Annotated in this window: 14 protein-coding genes; 2 read left to right on the forward strand and 12 right to left on the reverse strand. The window is 38.4% G+C overall.

What is annotated here, in order from left to right; genetic code table 11:
• Positions 1-46: 46 nt before the first annotated feature.
• Positions 47-1,543 carry a glucose-6-phosphate dehydrogenase gene (zwf, locus tag F7888_RS15620; RefSeq protein WP_191781038.1) on the forward strand — a complete coding sequence of 499 codons (1,497 nt, stop codon included), beginning with the start codon at positions 47-49 and terminating at the stop codon, positions 1,541-1,543.
• Between the two features lie 100 nt (positions 1,544-1,643).
• Here zwf and gndA read toward each other — a convergent pair whose 3' ends face one another.
• The 5 genes from gndA to mce form a co-directional block, all read right to left on the reverse strand.
• Positions 1,644-3,056, reverse strand: coding sequence for an NADP-dependent phosphogluconate dehydrogenase (gene gndA / locus F7888_RS15625; protein ID WP_191781040.1), 1,413 nt, complete (start codon positions 3,054-3,056; stop codon positions 1,644-1,646).
• Between the two features lie 80 nt (positions 3,057-3,136).
• Positions 3,137-4,417 carry a DNA polymerase IV gene (locus tag F7888_RS15630; protein ID WP_191781042.1) on the reverse strand — a complete coding sequence of 427 codons (1,281 nt, stop codon included), beginning with the start codon at positions 4,415-4,417 and terminating at the stop codon, positions 3,137-3,139.
• Between the two features lie 123 nt (positions 4,418-4,540).
• Positions 4,541-5,665: a tripeptidase T gene (locus tag F7888_RS15635; RefSeq protein WP_191781044.1), complete on the reverse strand. Its 1,125-nt coding sequence runs from the start codon at positions 5,663-5,665 to the stop codon at positions 4,541-4,543.
• A 308-nt stretch (positions 5,666-5,973) separates the two neighbouring features.
• The gene (locus tag F7888_RS15640) at positions 5,974-7,527 is read right to left on the reverse strand and encodes an acyl-CoA carboxylase subunit beta (RefSeq protein ID WP_191781046.1); all 1,554 of its coding nucleotides are present in this window, start codon (positions 7,525-7,527) and stop codon (positions 5,974-5,976) included.
• Entirely contained in the window at positions 7,520-7,945 is a 426-nt protein-coding gene (mce, locus tag F7888_RS15645) for a methylmalonyl-CoA epimerase (protein WP_191781048.1), read from the reverse strand. The genes F7888_RS15640 and mce overlap by 8 nt, the downstream gene beginning before the upstream one ends.
• A 228-nt stretch (positions 7,946-8,173) precedes the next feature.
• Here mce and prli42 point away from each other — a divergent pair, with 228 nt between their 5' ends.
• Positions 8,174-8,266, forward strand: coding sequence for a stressosome-associated protein Prli42 (gene prli42 / locus F7888_RS15650; RefSeq protein WP_191781050.1), 93 nt, complete (start codon positions 8,174-8,176; stop codon positions 8,264-8,266).
• Positions 8,267-8,376: 110 nt separating this feature from the next.
• On the opposite strand, the gene F7888_RS15655 is transcribed toward prli42, so the two are convergent.
• The 7 genes from F7888_RS15655 to F7888_RS15685 all read right to left on the reverse strand — a co-directional run bounded on the left by F7888_RS15655 (position 8,377) and on the right by F7888_RS15685 (position 17,846).
• Positions 8,377-9,327 carry an aromatic acid exporter family protein gene (locus tag F7888_RS15655; protein ID WP_191781052.1) on the reverse strand — a complete coding sequence of 317 codons (951 nt, stop codon included), beginning with the start codon at positions 9,325-9,327 and terminating at the stop codon, positions 8,377-8,379.
• A gap of 133 nt (positions 9,328-9,460) precedes the next feature.
• Positions 9,461-9,898, reverse strand: a complete 438-nt coding sequence (locus F7888_RS15660) for a BrxA/BrxB family bacilliredoxin (RefSeq protein ID WP_191781054.1) — start codon at positions 9,896-9,898, stop codon at positions 9,461-9,463.
• A 222-nt stretch (positions 9,899-10,120) separates the two neighbouring features.
• Complete coding sequence (meaB, locus tag F7888_RS15665; protein ID WP_191781056.1) at positions 10,121-11,161, reverse strand: methylmalonyl Co-A mutase-associated GTPase MeaB; 1,041 nt, start codon at positions 11,159-11,161, stop codon at positions 10,121-10,123.
• The gene (gene scpA, locus F7888_RS15670; protein ID WP_191781058.1) at positions 11,161-13,356 is read right to left on the reverse strand and encodes a methylmalonyl-CoA mutase; all 2,196 of its coding nucleotides are present in this window, start codon (positions 13,354-13,356) and stop codon (positions 11,161-11,163) included. The genes meaB and scpA overlap by 1 nt, the downstream gene beginning before the upstream one ends.
• Complete coding sequence (locus F7888_RS15675) at positions 13,343-15,373, reverse strand: methylmalonyl-CoA mutase family protein (RefSeq protein ID WP_225228837.1); 2,031 nt, start codon at positions 15,371-15,373, stop codon at positions 13,343-13,345. The genes scpA and F7888_RS15675 overlap by 14 nt, the downstream gene beginning before the upstream one ends.
• A 162-nt stretch (positions 15,374-15,535) precedes the next feature.
• Positions 15,536-16,816 carry a dihydrolipoamide acetyltransferase family protein gene (locus F7888_RS15680; RefSeq protein ID WP_191781061.1) on the reverse strand — a complete coding sequence of 427 codons (1,281 nt, stop codon included), beginning with the start codon at positions 16,814-16,816 and terminating at the stop codon, positions 15,536-15,538.
• A gap of 46 nt (positions 16,817-16,862) precedes the next feature.
• The gene (locus F7888_RS15685) at positions 16,863-17,846 is read right to left on the reverse strand and encodes an alpha-ketoacid dehydrogenase subunit beta (RefSeq protein WP_191781063.1); all 984 of its coding nucleotides are present in this window, start codon (positions 17,844-17,846) and stop codon (positions 16,863-16,865) included.

Here is a 17,846-nt window from a genome sequence, read left to right on the forward strand (position 1 = left end):
ATATAATTTTAAAATAATCAAGCATGAATAAAGTGAGGTACTATTCGTGAATACATACACAAAACCTAAAACAACAATTGTCATTTTTGGGGCTACTGGAGATTTAGCCAAAAGAAAGCTATTCCCTTCAATCTATCGTCTATTTAAAAAAGGGAAGATATCTGAAAACTTTGCCGTTGTTGGTGTAGCAAGAAGACCACTTACAAATGAAGAGTTTCGTAATAACGTAATTGATTCTGTATCAAAGGTTGATGAGAGCTGTGAGAATGCTGAACATTTCTCAAATCATTTCTACTATCATCCATTTGATGTAACGAATACAGCCTCTTATCAAGAGCTAAATCAATTATTAGAATCTCTAGATGAAACATATCATACTGAAGGTAACCGTATTTTCTATTTAGCAATGGCACCTGAATTCTTTGGTACGATTGCAGAGCATCTGAAGAAAGAAGGTCTAACGAAAACAAACGGGTATAGCCGCCTAGTAATCGAGAAGCCCTTTGGTCACAATCACCCTTCCGCGCAACAGCTTAATGATCAAATTCGTCATGCCTTTAATGAAGATCAAATCTACCGTATTGATCACTATCTTGGGAAGGAAATGGTTCAAAATATTGAAGTCATTCGATTTGCAAATGCGATCTTTGAACCGCTTTGGAATAACCGTTATATATCAAATATTCAAATCACCTCAAGTGAAGTGCTTGGTGTAGAAGACCGTGGAGGCTATTATGAGAAATCTGGAGCCATTCGCGATATGGTACAAAATCATATGCTACAAATGGTTTCTCTCCTTGCAATGGAACCACCAATTAAATTAACAACTGAGGAAATTCGTAGTGAAAAGATTAAAGTACTTCGTGCGTTAAGACCAGTGGATGCTAGTAATGTTGATGATTATTTTGTTCGCGGACAATATGGACCAGGGACAGTTAATGATTCCCCGGTAAAAGGATATAGAGAAGAAAACAATGTTGATCCACAATCAATCACTGAGACCTATGTTGCTGGTAAACTAATGATCGATAATTTTAGATGGGCTGGTGTACCATTCTATATCCGTACGGGAAAAAGAATGGCAACAAAATCAACAAAAATTGTTGTTCAATTTAAAGACATTCCAATGAACCTTTACTATAAAAAAGGTGTAAATGAACAAATCCAGAATCCAAACCTTCTCGTCATTCATATTCAACCAGAAGAAGGTATTACCTTGCATCTAAATGTGAAGAAATCTGGTCAAGAAACACAACCTGTTCAATTGGACTTTAGTAATAACTCAATTGATGGAATAAACACACCTGAAGCTTACGAGAAACTAATTTACGATTGTATCCGTGGAGACGCAACAAACTTTACTCACTGGGATGAAGTATCCTTATCATGGAGCTTTGTTGATCCAATTTCCTCCGTGTGGGAAAGTCAAATTACCACAGATTTCCCTAACTACCCTGCTGGTTCAATGGGACCAAAAGCAGCTGATGACCTACTTGCTAAAAATGGTGATCATTGGTGGCCATTATCTGATTTCGAAAAATAAACAAATAGCAAACCTCACTCATAACTAAGTGGCATGAGTGAGGTTTTTTTGTACAAAAAAGAACAGCTAGATTTCTCCAACTGCTCCTTCTATTATGCTCTTATTTCTCCATCCACTCTGTGTGGAACACGCCTTCTTTATCAATACGTTGGTACGTATGTGCACCAAAATAATCTCTTTGTGCCTGAAGAAGGTTCGCAGGTAACGTTTCAGTACGGTAGCTATCAAAGTAAGCTAATGCACTAGAGAATGATGGTACAGGAATACCATTAGCGATAGCAACACCTAGAATCTCACGTAATGAACCTTGGTAGCTTTCAACAATCTCCTTGAAGTAAGGATCAAGTAAAAGGTTAGAAAGATTAGCTTCACGGTCATATGCATCTTTGATTTTTTGTAGGAATGCTGCACGAATGATACAACCACCTCTAAAGATCATAGCAATTTCACCATAGCTTAAGTTCCAATTATATTCCTCAGAAGCAGCCTTCATTTGAGCAAATCCTTGTGCGTATGAACAAATTTTGCTCATGTATAACGCTTTACGAACTGACTCGATCAATGCCGCTTTATCACCCTCATAAGGCTTTGCAGCTGGTCCACTTAGAATTTTACTTGCCTTTACACGCTCATCTTTCATTGCAGAAATAAAACGAGCAAAAACAGATTCTGTAATGATTGGAAGTGGTACACCAAGGTCTAATGCACTTTGGCTTGTCCATTTTCCAGTCCCTTTTTGTCCAGCAGTATCTAGAATAAGGTCAACTAGTGGCTTGCCTGTTTCTTCATCCATCTTTGTGAAGATATCAGCCGTAATTTCAATCAGATAGCTATCTAATTCACCTTTGTTCCATTCAGCAAAAATTTCATGAAGCTCCTCTGCTGACAAACCTAGCACCTGCTTCATTAAGAAATAAGCCTCAGATATTAATTGCATATCACCATATTCAATCCCATTATGCACCATTTTCACATAATGACCTGCTCCATCTGGACCGATATACGTACAGCAAGCATCACCATCTACCTTTGCCGAGATGTCTTTTAAAATGGGTTCAACCAAATCATAGGCTTCTTTTTGACCACCAGGCATAATTGAAGGACCTTTAAGTGCTCCCTCTTCTCCACCAGAAACACCTGTACCGATGAAATGGATTCCAGCCTCTTCTAACTCCTTGTTTCTACGTTGTGTATCAACAAAATATGTATTTCCACCGTCGATAAGAATATCACCTTTATCTAAGTGAGGCTTTAGTGCTTCAATTGTCGCATCAGTTGCTGCTCCAGCTTTTACCATTAGTAAAATTTTTCTTGGTGACTCAAGTGAGTTAACAAATTCTTCAACACTATATGTACCAATTAAATTCTTCCCAGCTGCTTCCTTTAGCACTTCTTCTGTTTTTTCAGAAGAACGATTGTAAACTGATACTGAATACCCTCTGCTTTCAATATTGAAAGCTAAGTTTTTTCCCATTACTGCTAAACCAACGACTCCAATTTGTTGTTTTGCCATAATCCTACTTCCTTTCTTGCGCTCATTTAATAAAGCATAATACCCTTTACTTTAGCAAATTTCTTTGATACTGTCACCTTTTAACGTTCCGAATCTTTCTTTTTATTTATATCACTTAAAAAATCCTTCTCAAAGCTTGTTCCATGATTATTGTCCCCAAAATTTTGTTCTTCCATTTGTGTAATCCCTTTTTTCACAATGTTGGCTCCATATTTTTTCATCAATTGATCCATGACCTTCATCAACGGTTCTTTTTTTGCATCACTCTCGAATGAAAACAAGTCAAGCTGTTTATAGGCTTCCCCTTTTTCAACTAAATCTTGTGCAGTGACCCCAATTAAACGAACCGCCTCTTCATTCCAATGCTGCTTCCATAATTGAAGAGCAGCCTTATAAATATCCTCTTCTGAGTCTATAGGATTTGAAAGCTTTCTACTTCTGGTGATTGTCTTTCGATTATAATCTCTAATTGTAAGCTGCACATTGGTAGTCAACATATGTTTCCGCCGAATTCGATTCGAAACAGAGAGCGACAATCGTCTAATGACTGCATATAACTCATCAAGGTTAGTCGTGTCTTGCGGCAAGGTTGTAGAATTCCCAATGCTTTTGAAGTCTGAAATACTATCTGGGTCAACAGGCCGATTATCGATGCCATTGGCTCGTTTCAATAGTCTTTCCCCATTTATTCCTAGAAGCGTCTTCAGTTGTACATCGTTCCCTTTTGCTAGATCACCAATAGTATGAATGCCAATACCACTTAATTTTTCAGCTGTCTTACTTCCAATCCCATGCATTTCTCCTACTGGAAGCGGCCAAAGCACATGTGGAACATCACGCTTTCTAAGAATGGTGATCCCCATTGGTTTTTTCATCTCAGAGGCCATTTTTGCTAGAAACTTATTCGGGGCAATCCCTATACTACAAGGTAGCTTTAATTGTTCAAACAGCTTTGTTTGAATATCTTGAGCGAGCTCAATTGGTGAACCGGCTTCAAAGCACTCCGTAATATCCATATAACCTTCATCAACTGACACAGGCTCTACCATAGGGGTATAGCTTCTCAAGAATTCAAACATCGCAAGAGAGGCCTTTCGATAGCGCTCAAAATTAGGCTTGATAATTGTTAAATGGGGGCAGAGTCTTTTTGCCTCCCAAAGTGGCATCGTTGTCTTTACCCCTAGCTTTCTAGCTTCATAGCTACAGGTAATAATAATCCCACGTCTTTCTTCAACATTACCGGCAATCGCAAGCGCTTTGCCACGAAGAGTTGGATCATAAGCCATTTCAACAGAAGCATAAAAGCTATTCATATCGACATGCAGAATCACTCGGCCGTTTCTTGGATACATGTTCTTCATCGACTACACCCCCAATCAATTGATACCATTATTTTATCACCATCAATGAAACGATACATATGGATAACTTTCAGGCAGTTACTTAAAAAAGCAGCTATCCTTAGATAACCGCTTTTTCTCATATTAATTATTTGTTGCCACGTCCTCGATAATCGCAACAACCATTTCTGTCAATTTAACAAGCTCCTCAATTGGCATTTTTTCATTTGTTGTATGAATGTCTTCATATCCAACGGCTAAATTGACGGTTGGGATGCCATGGCCAGCAATGACATTTGCATCACTTCCACCACCACTTTGGAGTAATTCGCTTGGACGCCCGATTTTTGCTGCTGCTCGCTTCGCAACCTCTACAACATGATCTCCATCAGCAAACTTAAATCCTGGATACATCACCGTTATTTCAACATCAGCACTTCCACCCATTTGAGCAGCTGTTGCTTCGTAGGCTTCCTTCATTTGCTGAACCTGAGCTTCCATTTTTTCAGGCACAAGTGAACGAGCTTCTGCTAGTATATCCACTCGATCACAGACAATATTTGTTTGCGTTCCGCCTTCGAACCTGCCGATATTCGCAGTAGTCTCCTCATCGATACGCCCTAATGACATTTTGGCAATTGATTTTGCCGCAATCGTGATTGCAGAAACTCCTTTTTCAGGCGCAACACCAGCATGAGCTGTTTTTCCATGAATAATCGCTTTTACCTTTGCTTGCGTAGGAGCAGCAACGATAATGTTCCCAACCTTGCCATCACTGTCTAGGGCAAAGCCGAATTTAGCTGTGATAAGCTTAGGATCAAGTGCTTTTGCACCAACCAGTCCAGATTCCTCACCAACTGTGATGATAAACTCAATCGTTCCATGCTCAATCTTATTTTCCTTAAGTAATCTAATAGCCTCTAACATCGCAGCAAGACCTGCTTTGTCATCTGCCCCTAAGATTGTAGTTCCATCCGTGATAACATACCCATCCTTAATCGATGGCTTAATTCCTTTTCCCGGAACAACTGTATCCATATGAGAAGTGAAGTAAATTGGGTCAACGCCCTCTTTTGTAGCAGGTAACGTGCAAATTAAATTTCCAGCACCATGTCCTGTGACAGAAGTCGTTTCATCTTCAACTACCTCAACACCTAGTGAAGTGAACTTTTCTTTTAACACCATTGCAATCTCAGCTTCAAATTTTGTTTCTGAGTCAATTTGAACCAATTCTAGGAATTCTTCAACTATTCGATCTTGATTTACCATATGTATGTACCTCCAATTATAAAAAGCTCTTCCTTTTAGACTACCATAACAATGATTCTAAAAGCCAATAATGAGTCTACAATAACAAAAACAGATGCTCAGTCTCCATCTGTTTTTGAATGATCTTTTTTTATGGCTGTTTTCGTATATATTGTTGCTTGTGATACCGAAGCCTGAATACACTCCGCGTCCTGTGGGAGCCTACTAGTCCCACGGGAGTCCCCCGTGTATTCAGACTGCTAGAAATCAATTCTCAATTAATTCACCTCAAAAAACAACAAACTTTGAGAAAACATCCTTTTTTATTTCTATAATGGGATATTCCCATGCTTCTTTTTTGGTCTTGTTTCTTCTTTATTTCTAAGCATTTCTAATGCTTGAATTAATTTCATTCGTGTTTCTCTTGGATCAATCACATCGTCAACCATTCCTTGCTTTGCAGCAATAAATGGATTCGCAAACTTCTCACGGTATTCTTCAATTTTCTCTTGTCTCACACGCTCTGGGTCATCACTTTCATTAATTTCCTTCGTGAAAATAATATTTGCTGCCCCAAGAGGTCCCATTACTGCGATTTCTGCATTTGGCCAGGCAAATACTAAGTCAGCACCAATCGATTTACTATTAAGTGCCACATAGGCACCACCATAAGCTTTCCTTAAGATCACTGTTATCTTAGGGACTGTTGCCTCTGAATATGAATACAAAATCTTCGCTCCATGTCGGATAATTCCACCATGCTCCTGCTTAATGCCAGGGAAAAATCCAGTCACATCCTCAAATGTAATTAATGGAATATTAAAAGAATCACAGAACCTTATAAACCGAGAAGCTTTGTCAGATGAATCAATATCTAACCCTCCTGCCATCCACTTAGGCTGATTACATACAAGACCAATCACTTCACCTTTCATCCTTGCTAAACCGATAACAATATTCTTAGCGAAATCCTTTTGAATCTCCATAAATGAATCTCGGTCAACAACCTCTTCAATCACCTTTCTAATATCATAAGGTCTAGTAGAGTCAAATGGGACGATATCTGTTAAATTAGGACGATACTCATCTTCATTTGATGAAGGTTCGAGCAGTGGTGGCTTTTCTTGATAGCTTTGAGGTAAATAGCTTATTAGTCTTCTAACCTCAGCTAACACTTCTTCCTCTGACTTCCCAGAAAAATGAGCATTTCCACTTATTGTATTATGTACCTTTGCACCACCAAGATCTTCTGAGCTAATTTTCTCACCAGTTACAGTTTCAATCACTTTTGGTCCAGTAATAAACATTTGACTAGTTTTTTCAACCATAAAAACGAAATCAGTAATCGCTGGAGAGTAGACTGCTCCACCAGCACAAGGACCCATGATCACGGAAATTTGCGGAATGACACCTGAATAGATTGCATTGCGGTAAAAGATATGTCCATACCCATCAAGTGACAGGACTCCTTCTTGAATTCTAGCTCCACCTGAATCATTTAATCCAATAATAGGTGCTCCATTTCTAGCAGCCATATCCATGACATTTGAAATCTTCTTCGCATGCATCTCACCAAGAGCACCACCGAAAACGGTGAAATCCTGTGAAAATAAATAGACTGGACGTCCGTCCACCTTTCCATATCCAGTAACGACACCATCACCTGGACCTTTCTTTTGCTGGAGTCCAAAATCTGTGCAGCGATGCTCGATAAAAGGATTTAATTCAACAAAGGTTCCCTCATCTAACAAAAGATCGATTCGTTCTCTAGCAGTTAATTTCCCTTTTTGATGCTGCTTCTCAATTTTCTCGTCTCCACCACCAAGTTCAATTTCAAGCCTGCGATCATAGAGCTCATTGATTTTCTGATAAATATCAACCATTAGGTTCTGCCCCCTTCATCTTTTTCTCGCATAATTCAAAAAGGACATTTCCTGTTGATTTAGGATGCATGAAGGCAATACTTGCTCCACCTGCTCCTATTTTGGCAGTTTCATGAATCATCTTGATTCCTTCGGTCTTCAACTGTTGAATTCGTTCATTAATTGAATCCACACCAAGAGCAACATGATGAACACCTTCACCATGTTTATCAATAAACCTTGCAATGACACTCTCCTCTGACGTAGGCTCAAGTAATTCAATCTTGATTTCTCCAATTGATAAAAAAGCGACAAGAACCTTCTCTGATTCAACTTCCTCTATCCGTTCTAACGAAAGTTTAAGAACCTCTGTATAAAAGTGAAGAGACTCTTTCAACGATTTGACAGCAATACCAATATGATCCACTTTTTTGATCAAAACAAAGATAACCTCCTACTTAGCGAATCAATACTCGCCTCTTTTTAGTAAGCGTTAACATTTTAAATATTGCGAAACATTTGTTCATTTTATTTTACCATGAACAGATGAAAAATGTGTACTTTTTGTGAAATAGTTACAGTGAATATACCGTAAAATGGCTTGTTCATTTCACTCATTCACGTTAAAATATATGGTAATGAAATAAATATGGGAGGGTATAAAATCATGTCCCGAAAAACACAAAAATTCGTTGTCTATTTAATGATTGCTACAATGCTAATAACGTCTTTATTAGCTGGAGCAAGTATGTTTCTTTAAACAATGAAATCAAGGATAAGACCATAAAAAAAGGAGGCTATTCACATCACCAAAGATGGAATAAACCTCCCTTTTCTATTTTAACAACCTGCCTCCTTGAGACACACCCTTCAGCTTAGCCCTTTAAAGGATTGCTTAATAATTAAATAGTGCTCCATTTCATTAAGAAATTGCAAAAGACCAGCTCTTGCTTCAAATTCTTCTCTAGATGTAGGAAGCTCCATAGCTTCGAAGCTCTTTCTCATTTGCCCTAGCTTCTTTAAAAACTGTATAGCCGTATTCCCTGGATGAATCGAGTCACTCACTTCCTCAATAAAATCAGCAATAATTTCACCTTGCTCAACCGAATGAGTAATAGAAGTAACAATCGGTAGCATTCGTTCAAGGATTTCAAACTGCTTTTCACGCATTCTGAAATAATGATAATAATTATTTTCTAATTTTGAGAAGTGATTCTCCACATCTCTAAAGGCCAGACTTTTTGCTTTCTGCAAAAGTTCTTCTGTCTCAGTGATTTCTTTTCCATCCCAACTACTCTCACCTGTCCTTAAGTAGCTAACCATTTCTTTGAAAATCTTCCCAAATTGAACTTCTAGCTGTACTTGATATTCCTTTAAATTCTTTTCAACACTTGGCATGTATAAATTAACAATCAAAGCAACTCCAATTCCGATAAAAACAATAGCGATTTCGTTTAAAAGTAAATCGAAGGTGAAATTTCCAGTTGAAAAGATATGTAGGATAATAACGGAGCTAGAGGCGACACCTTCAGTCGCTTTAAATTTAACAATAGTAGGTATTAAGAAGAGCAGAAGCAATCCAACAGATATTGCGTAATACCCAATTAACTCAAAAAAGACAAAAGAAAATAACATTCCTAAAAAGCAGGCAATCAAGCGATCCAACGAGCTTCTAAGTGATTTCTTCTTAGTTACCTGAACACATAGAATCGTTAATATCCCCGCAGATGTATAAAACTCCAAATTCAATAATTGAGCTAGTGCAATAGCTAATGCGGCTCCAATTGCAGTCTTAATTGTTCGATAACCAATCTTAAACATATTCCAACTCCTAAAAGTGAACTGTCATGTACGTGTATCATTATACGTATCAAGAATTAGAACTACAACATCAAAGTGATGATTTTTACAAGAACAAAAAAAAAGAAGTCAAATGACTTCCTTAAATAAGTGTTTATACTTCTTCACAATACTCATCAAATGCTTGTTGAAGCTTAGATACAACAGACATTGGGTCATGTCCTTCAATTTCGTGACGCTCTACCATTGTTAAGATTTTTCCATCTTTCAGTAATGCAAATGATGGAGATGATGGTGGATAACCTTCAAAATAAGATCTAGCTTTTTCTGTCGCTTCTTTATCTTGTCCAGCAAATACAGTAACTAGCTGATCTGGACGCTTATCGAAATGGATCGCACTTGCAGCTGCTGGTCTTGCAATACCACCTGCACATCCACAAACTGAATTAACCATTACTAATGTTGTACCCTTCTTTGTTAGAACATCATCCACTTCTTCAGCAGATTTTAATTCTGTGTAGCCAGCCTCGACAATTTCCTTACGAGCTTGAACAACAATATCGTTCATAAACATATTAAAATCAATACTCATCATTATCTCTCCTTAAGTAGAAAACATAGTAGGTTTCTTAATCCTCCATCTCATTCTATCATATCAATATCACCTTATAAAATTCAATTTTGAAGTCTGGGAATCATTTAAAATAAATGATGACTATTTTATGTTTAAAATTTTATTAAGCAGGGTAAGATATTAATACATCTAGATTCATACCCCTAAAACTCCCTAGATGGAAGGAAAGTTTTCTTTCCTTCACTTTTTTTTATCTTCTTCATAGATTTTGAATATTTCATCAACAGCACTTGAGGCGATTATCCTCCCTTGAAAAACTTCATGCTCTAACCGCGGCAATTCTGTTTGTACGATAGAATTCGAGAAAAACCTCTGTTCCAATTCCTCTCTAATCATAGAATATACCCAGTCCTTAAGCTGCGTCTTTCGTCTTTCTTCAAAGAAACCACTATTTTTTGTACCTTCAACAAATTGATCAATCACTTTCTTTAAATCTGCAATTCCTTCTCCAAGAAGGCTTGATGCCGTAAAGGCACGGACCGTCCATCCAGGGGTCATTGGTTTCATATAATGGAGTATTTGATTATATTCTTCCATTTCCATTAATGCCCTTTGCTTATTGTCATTGTCCGCTTTATGAATAACAATTGCATCAGTGATTTCAACGACCCCTTTTTTCATTGCTTGTAATTCATCCCCCGCTCCTGTTAAAGTGAGTAATAGAAAAAAATCAACCATATTTCTAACCACTACTTCACTTTGACCAACACCGATGGTTTCGATCAGAATGATATCAAAGCCGGCTGCTTCACATAAGAGAATCGTTTCACGCGTTTTGCGACTTACTCCACCAAGTGTACCTCCTGAAGGAGAAGGTCGGACAAAAGCACGTGGATCCCTCGATAGGATCTCCATTCTAGTTTTATCTCCTAAAATACTACCTCCAGTGACCTGGCTTGATGGATCCACCGCTAGCACAGCGACACGATGCCCCTCATTACATAAATACTGTCCCATCGACTCTATAAAAGTGCTCTTACCCGCACCAGGTACACCAGTAATACCAATCCGAACTGAATTTCCTGTGTGTGGTAAAAGCTCATTAATGACTTCCTGTGCTTTTTGTTTATGCTTTACCGCATCACTTTCTACTAAGGTGATTGCCCGAGCTAATATCGCTCGATCCCCATTTATCACACCTTCTACAAGCTCTGATTTACTCAAGTTTTTCCGCTTTCTTGTTGGCTGATGGGATTCAAAGTGGAAATGGTCCTTATCCATTAATCGTCCACATCCAATCCACCAATGACCGCTTTTATTTCTTCCATTACTTTTCTTGCAGCCACCGGAATCACTGTCCCTGGACCAAATATAGCCGCTGCTCCGTTCTTATAAAGGAAATCATAATCCTGAGCTGGAATCACTCCACCAATGACGACAATGATATCCTCACGCCCTAATCTCTTAAGTTCCGTCATTAATTGAGGAAGCAATGTTTTATGCCCAGCAGCTAGAGAGCTCATTCCAATTACGTGAACGTCATTTTCAACAGCTTGCTTAGCGGTCTCTTCAGCTGTTTGGAATAAAGGACCGATATCAACATCAAATCCTAAATCAGCAAATGCTGTCGCAATAATTTTAGCTCCTCTGTCATGCCCATCTTGCCCCATCTTTGCCACAAGGATTCTTGGACGTCTCCCCTCCTGCTTATGAAACTCATCCGTAATCCTTCTGACCTCGAGAATTTCTTTTTGATCATCATATTCAGCCTGGTAAACACCACTAATTGAGCGAATGACTGCCTTATGCCTTCTAGCCACCTTTTCAATCGCATCGGAGATTTCACCTAAGCTAGCACGTGCACGTGCTGCTTCAATGGCCAATTCCAATAAATTTCCCTGTTTCCTTTCTGTTGCAATCGTTATCTTCTCTAGAGCTTCTCTCACTTTTTGATTATCTCTAGTTGCTCTTAAACGTTCAAGATTAGCAATTTGCTTAAACCGAACTTCCGTATTATCAATACTTAATATATCAATTGGTTCTTCATTCGCTAATCGATATTTATTTACTCCAATAATCGTTTCACTACCACTATCTATTTTTGCTTGTCTGCGTGCAGCAGCCTCTTCAATCCGCATCTTAGGTAAGCCAGTTTCTATAGCTTTAGCCATACCGCCCAATTCTTCAATTTCACCAATATGTTTCCAGGCTCTCTCCACCAATTGTGCCGTGAGTGTTTCAACAAAATATGAACCTGCCCATGGGTCAATTGTACGACAAATTCCAGACTCGTCTTGCAAATATAATTGCGTATTCCTAGCAATTCGTGCTGAAAAATCCGTCGGTAAGGCAATCGCTTCATCTAATGCATTTGTATGAAGTGATTGTGTGTGCCCTAATGCAGCAGCCATCGCTTCAATACATGTTCTTGTTACATTATTAAATGGATCCTGCTCTGTTAAACTCCACCCTGATGTTTGAGAATGAGCACGAAGTGTAAGAGATTTAGGATTTTTCGGCTGAAAGTCTTGCATCATTTGAGACCAGATTAATCGTCCAGCTCTCAGTTTTGCTATCTCCATAAAATAATTCATGCTGATTCCCCAGAAAAATGATAATCTTGGAGCAAATGAATCAATATCAATTCCTGCCTTTATTCCAGTACGCACATACTCCAATCCATCAGCTAACGTATAGGCTAACTCTAAATCAGCCGGTGCTCCCGCTTCTTGCATATGATAGCCTGAAATACTGATACTATTAAACTTTGGCATATGAGTTGATGTGTACTTTAAAATATCAGCAATGATTCTCATGGATGTTTCAGGTGGATAGATGTACGTATTTCTAACCATATATTCTTTCAAAATATCATTTTGAATGGTTCCAGATAATTGTTCTTGCTTCACCCCTTGTTCCTGGGCAGTGACAATATAAAAAGCAAGGATCGGTAAAACCGCTCCATTCATTGTCATTGAAACAGACATCTGATCAAGTGGAATCTCATCAAATAACACCTTCATGTCAAGAATCGAATCAATTGCCACTCCTGCTTTACCAACATCACTTATTACACGAGGATGATCTGAATCATATCCCCGATGCGTGGCCAAATCAAATGCTACCGATAACCCCTTTTGTCCCATCGCTAAATTGCGTCGATAAAATGCATTGCTTTCTTCAGCGGTTGAAAATCCTGCATACTGCCTAATCGTCCATGGTCTATTAACATACATGGTTGGATATGGTCCGCGTAAAAAAGGAGCGAAACCAGGAAAAGTATCAAGATAAGGATTGCTAGCGCTATCTTTTGACGTATAAAGTGGCTTGATTTTTATCTGTTCATTTGTTTGGAACATCAACTCATCCAATGATTTTCCAGCCATACTCTCTACTTTCTTTCTCCAATCATCTTCACTATTTCCATTTGGAGCCGCTTGCTTTAATTGGATGTTAGAAAAATTAATTCGCTTCATCCCTCGCCACCCCCATTTCAAGTTGAAGTGATAACAATGTTTCATAACAATTCGTTTGTGAGTGAATAAAGCTTTTCACCCCTGCGCTGCGATACATTTCTTCATCTTCTAATGATAGATCCCCCACCAAATAATAAGTAATCTTTGTTTTTTCTAATTTATGAGTTAAATCGATAACAATGGCTCGATACATATCATCTTTCCCACATAATACATAGGCTGATAGAGGGTGCTCATGAATCCACTCACTCACATCTTTCCCAGTATAAAGCCCTGCTGAATGGATAAGCTCAAAACCACCTGCCTCAAAGAAACCTGTGGCAAAATCGGCCCTTGCCTTAGTTGCTGCAATTGTACCTAAATGGATGAAGCCTATTTTAGGTCGAGTTCCATGTTTTAGAAGAAAAGCATCAGAGGAAGTCCTAAGTGTTTCAAATTCTTCTGCTAAACGATGCTGTTTAATGGCTTGAACTTCTAATGGTTGAACCTCTATAATCGTTGACTTAAGTAAAGCTTCACTTGAATAAGATGTCAGATTTGCCTCTACGATCATCTTTTTCATTCGATCCTCTAACCCTATTATTCTCTTGATTTGATCTGGCTTAATCCGCTCAGTCTGTCTGACCACAACTGGCTTCTCAGCTAAATCTGCATACATATTTACACCAACAATTTTATCCTTTCTTTTCTGTACATTTTCTCTCCTCTTCATAGCTGTAGTCTCAATATCATTTTGAGGAGTCCCTTTTTTTAACGCCTCTAGCATTCCTCCATAACTCTCTATCTCTTGAAAGAGAGCATATGCTTTTTCTGCTAGTTCATTTGTCAATGATTCAATATACCATGAACCTCCTGCTGGATCGATAACATTAGTCAGAAAAGCTTCTTCTTGCAAGATGAGTTGGATATTTCTTGCCATTCTTCGTGAATCGATTCTTTTTGATGATTGAATTTGTTCATCATATGCAGTAACATGCATGCTATCTATCCCGCCTATAGCACCTGCAAATGCTTCAATCGTTGAACGAATCATATTTACGTAAGGGTCATAATGAGTTTTTGTGTAAGCTGAGGTTTGTACATGAATTCTCATTTTTTGACTCGTCATGTTTCCATCAAATGCATCAACAATTGTTGCCCACACTCGCTTTGCTGCCCGTAATTTCGCAATCTCTATAAAAAAGTCAGAACCGATTGAAAAAGAAAAGATCATACGAGGTGCAACCTCATCAATATCAAGACCTCGCTCAATGCAGGCATATAGATAATCGACCGCAGTAGCTAATGAGTAGGCAAGTTCACTGACTGCATTAGCCCCACCGTTATGATACGGTTCACTGTTCACTAAAATAGTACTTAGATTCGGTGTCATTTTCTCTGCCCACTTCGTAATAAAAGCCATTGAATCATACAATGCAGACACCTGATAATGAAGGCTTCCATTACGAACTAAGTCGGATAATGGATCCATCCCGACTGTTCCCTTTAAGTCATGTAACAATGCCTTTTTCTCTTTGCAATAATCAAAAAGAAGAGTAAAAAAAGGTAAAGAATTTGCTCCAGTGTTTATAAATAATGGGGTCTTCTCAAGGTTGATGCCCTCAAACACTGTTAGTAAATCCTCATTTGAGTAAATAGGTAAGCCACTAGCTGGGTTAGCTGAGTCCGTTACCTCAAAGTGAATCATTGTTTGCCCATTTGTAAGATCATCTTTTAAGCTTTGATTGAAAATACTAAGATTTTTTTGATCTAGCTTTTGAGCAACTAGCCAAGGTTTTGCTGTATAACCTAATAAATTGGTCCCTCGAACAAATGGACTCTCACCAGGCATATGATCTAGTGAATGAGGATTCTCAATATCACTTTTGGTGTATAGTGGTTTTATCTTAATGTTTTCATATGTAGTTGTATAAAGAGTTTCAAAGGGTGCCCCTTTTAATGTTTTTATCGCTTCTTTCTGCCATGTCTCATCATCAATGGGTTGAAAAATCCTTTTATTTGAGCCTAGCTCTTTCATCACTGATTTCACCCTTTCGATTTTGAATCGCTTACATTTTTAAAAATTAAAACAATTTATCCCTTTCATTTTAGTATATCTATCGTTAACTATCAATCGCAAAATGAACCACCGTTCATAAAATCATAACAAAAACCCTTCCGAAGAAGGGAATGGCTTAAGTTAATAAATTGATGTTGTTTCTTTTGAAGTGTTCTCTAATATTTCTTTCACTCTTGCTAAGAACCTACCACAGACCAGCCCATCAAGGACACGATGATCAAGTGATAAACAAAGATTAACCATATCTCGCACAGCAATCATTCCATCAATGATGACCGGTCGTTTTACAATTGATTCAACTTGAAGGATGGCTGCTTGTGGATAATTGATGATACCCATGGATTGTACTGAACCAAATGAGCCCGTGTTATTTACAGTAAAAGTTCCACCCTGCATCTCACCAGCTGTAAGCTTACCAGAACGAGCCTTTCCGGCCAACTCAGTAATTTCCCTTGCTATCCCTTTAATCGTTTTTTCATCTGCATGCTTTATTACCGGGACAAACAAGGCATCTTCAGTAGCAACAGCAATCGATATATTAATATCTTTCTTTTGAATGATTTTCTCTCCTGCCCACATGGAATTCACTTGTGGAAATTCCTTTAAGCTCTGAGCAACAGATTTTACAAAGAAAGCAAAGAAGGTTAAATTAAAGCCTTCCTGTTGCTTGAAATCATTCTTTACTGAGTTTCGATAGTTAACCAAGTTAGTTACATCCACTTCAACCATCGTCCAAGCATGTGGTGCCTCATGTTTACTGCGAAGCATATTTGCTGCAATAGCTTTACGAACACCAGTAACTGGAATCTCAATATCTCCCGTTTCAGTTTGAACTGTTGTTTTACTTACTGAAGGAGCAGATGACTGTATTTGTTTTTCTAATTGTGAAGTCTCAGAAGTTTGTAATTCAGCCTTCGCCCTTGAAGCTGTTGGGATAGCTCCTGTTTCGATAATTTTCAGTAAATCCTTGCGTGTTATTCTACCTCCAGCACCTGATCCCTTCACTTGTGCTAAATCAATTTGATTCTCTTGGGCAATTCTTAAGACTGCAGGTGAATAACGTTGTTTATTTGAGTCACTTGTTTCAAATGAAGTTGGGTGAACCTGTTCAATTTTCTCTGTTACTTCTGCTACAACTTCTTTCGCTTCAGTCTTTTCACCTTGAACGTCAATCGTACAAATAACAGCTCCAACCTCCAATGTATCACCTTCTTCAGCAAGTAATTCCTTAATTACACCTGTGAAAGAAGATGGAACCTCGGCGTTCACCTTATCTGTCATCACCTCTAAAAGAGGATCGTATTTATTCACATGATCACCTACTGAAACAAGCCACTTACTGACTGTTCCCTCTGTGACACTTTCACCTAGTTGAGGCATGATAATTTTTTCAACTGTCATTTTTGGAAACCTCCTATTTTCAACACAGCCTAATAATAACGATCAATTAAAAGGCAGCGAGTTCACGCATTGCTTTTTCAACTTTATCTGGATTCACCATAAAGAACTTTTCCATTGTCGGTGCATAAGGCATTGCTGGAACATCTGGACCTGCTAAGCGTTTAATTGGTGCATCAAGATCAAATAAGCAATGTTCAGCAATAATAGCAGCAACCTCACTAATGATACTTCCTTCTTTATTATCTTCAGTAATGAGAAGGACTTTACCTGTTTTTCGTGCAGCTTCGATAATTGCTTCTTGGTCAAGTGGATAGACTGTTCGCAAATCGAGAATGTGAGCAGAAATGCCATCCTTTGCAAGACGTTCTGCTGCCTGTAATGCAAAATGAACACATAAGCCATATGTGATGACCGTGATATCTTCTCCTTGACGTTTCACATCTGCTTTCCCAATTGGTAGAACATAATCATCAGTAGGAACTTCACCTTTAATCAATCGATAAGCTCTTTTGTGTTCAAAGAATAGAACTGGATCATCGTCACGAATTGCTGCTTTTAACAATCCCTTGGCATCATAAGGAGTTGAGGGCATTACAATCTTTAAGCCAGGCTGATTGGCAAATACTGCTTCTACAGATTGAGAATGATAGAGAGCCCCATGTACGCCCCCACCATACGGAGCACGAATGGTAATTGGACAATGGAAATCGCCGTTTGAGCGATAACGGATCTTCGCAGCCTCAGAGATTATTTGATTCACAGCAGGCATAATGAAATCTGCAAATTGCATTTCAGCAATAGGTCTCATCCCATACATCGCAGCACCAATTCCTACACCTGCAATAGCAGATTCAGCTAGTGGTGTGTCAATTACACGTTCTTCACCAAATTGACTATATAAGCCATTCGTCGCTTTGAATACACCGCCTTTTCGACCAACATCCTCCCCCAAAACAAACACTTTAGAATCTCGTTCCATTTCTTCGCGCATCGCCATTGTAATTGAATCAATATAAGAAATAACTGGCAT

The sequence above is a fragment of the Litchfieldia stipae genome (assembly GCF_014837155.1).
In the GTDB taxonomy this organism is placed as follows: Bacteria; Bacillota; Bacilli; order Bacillales; family Bacillaceae_L; genus Litchfieldia.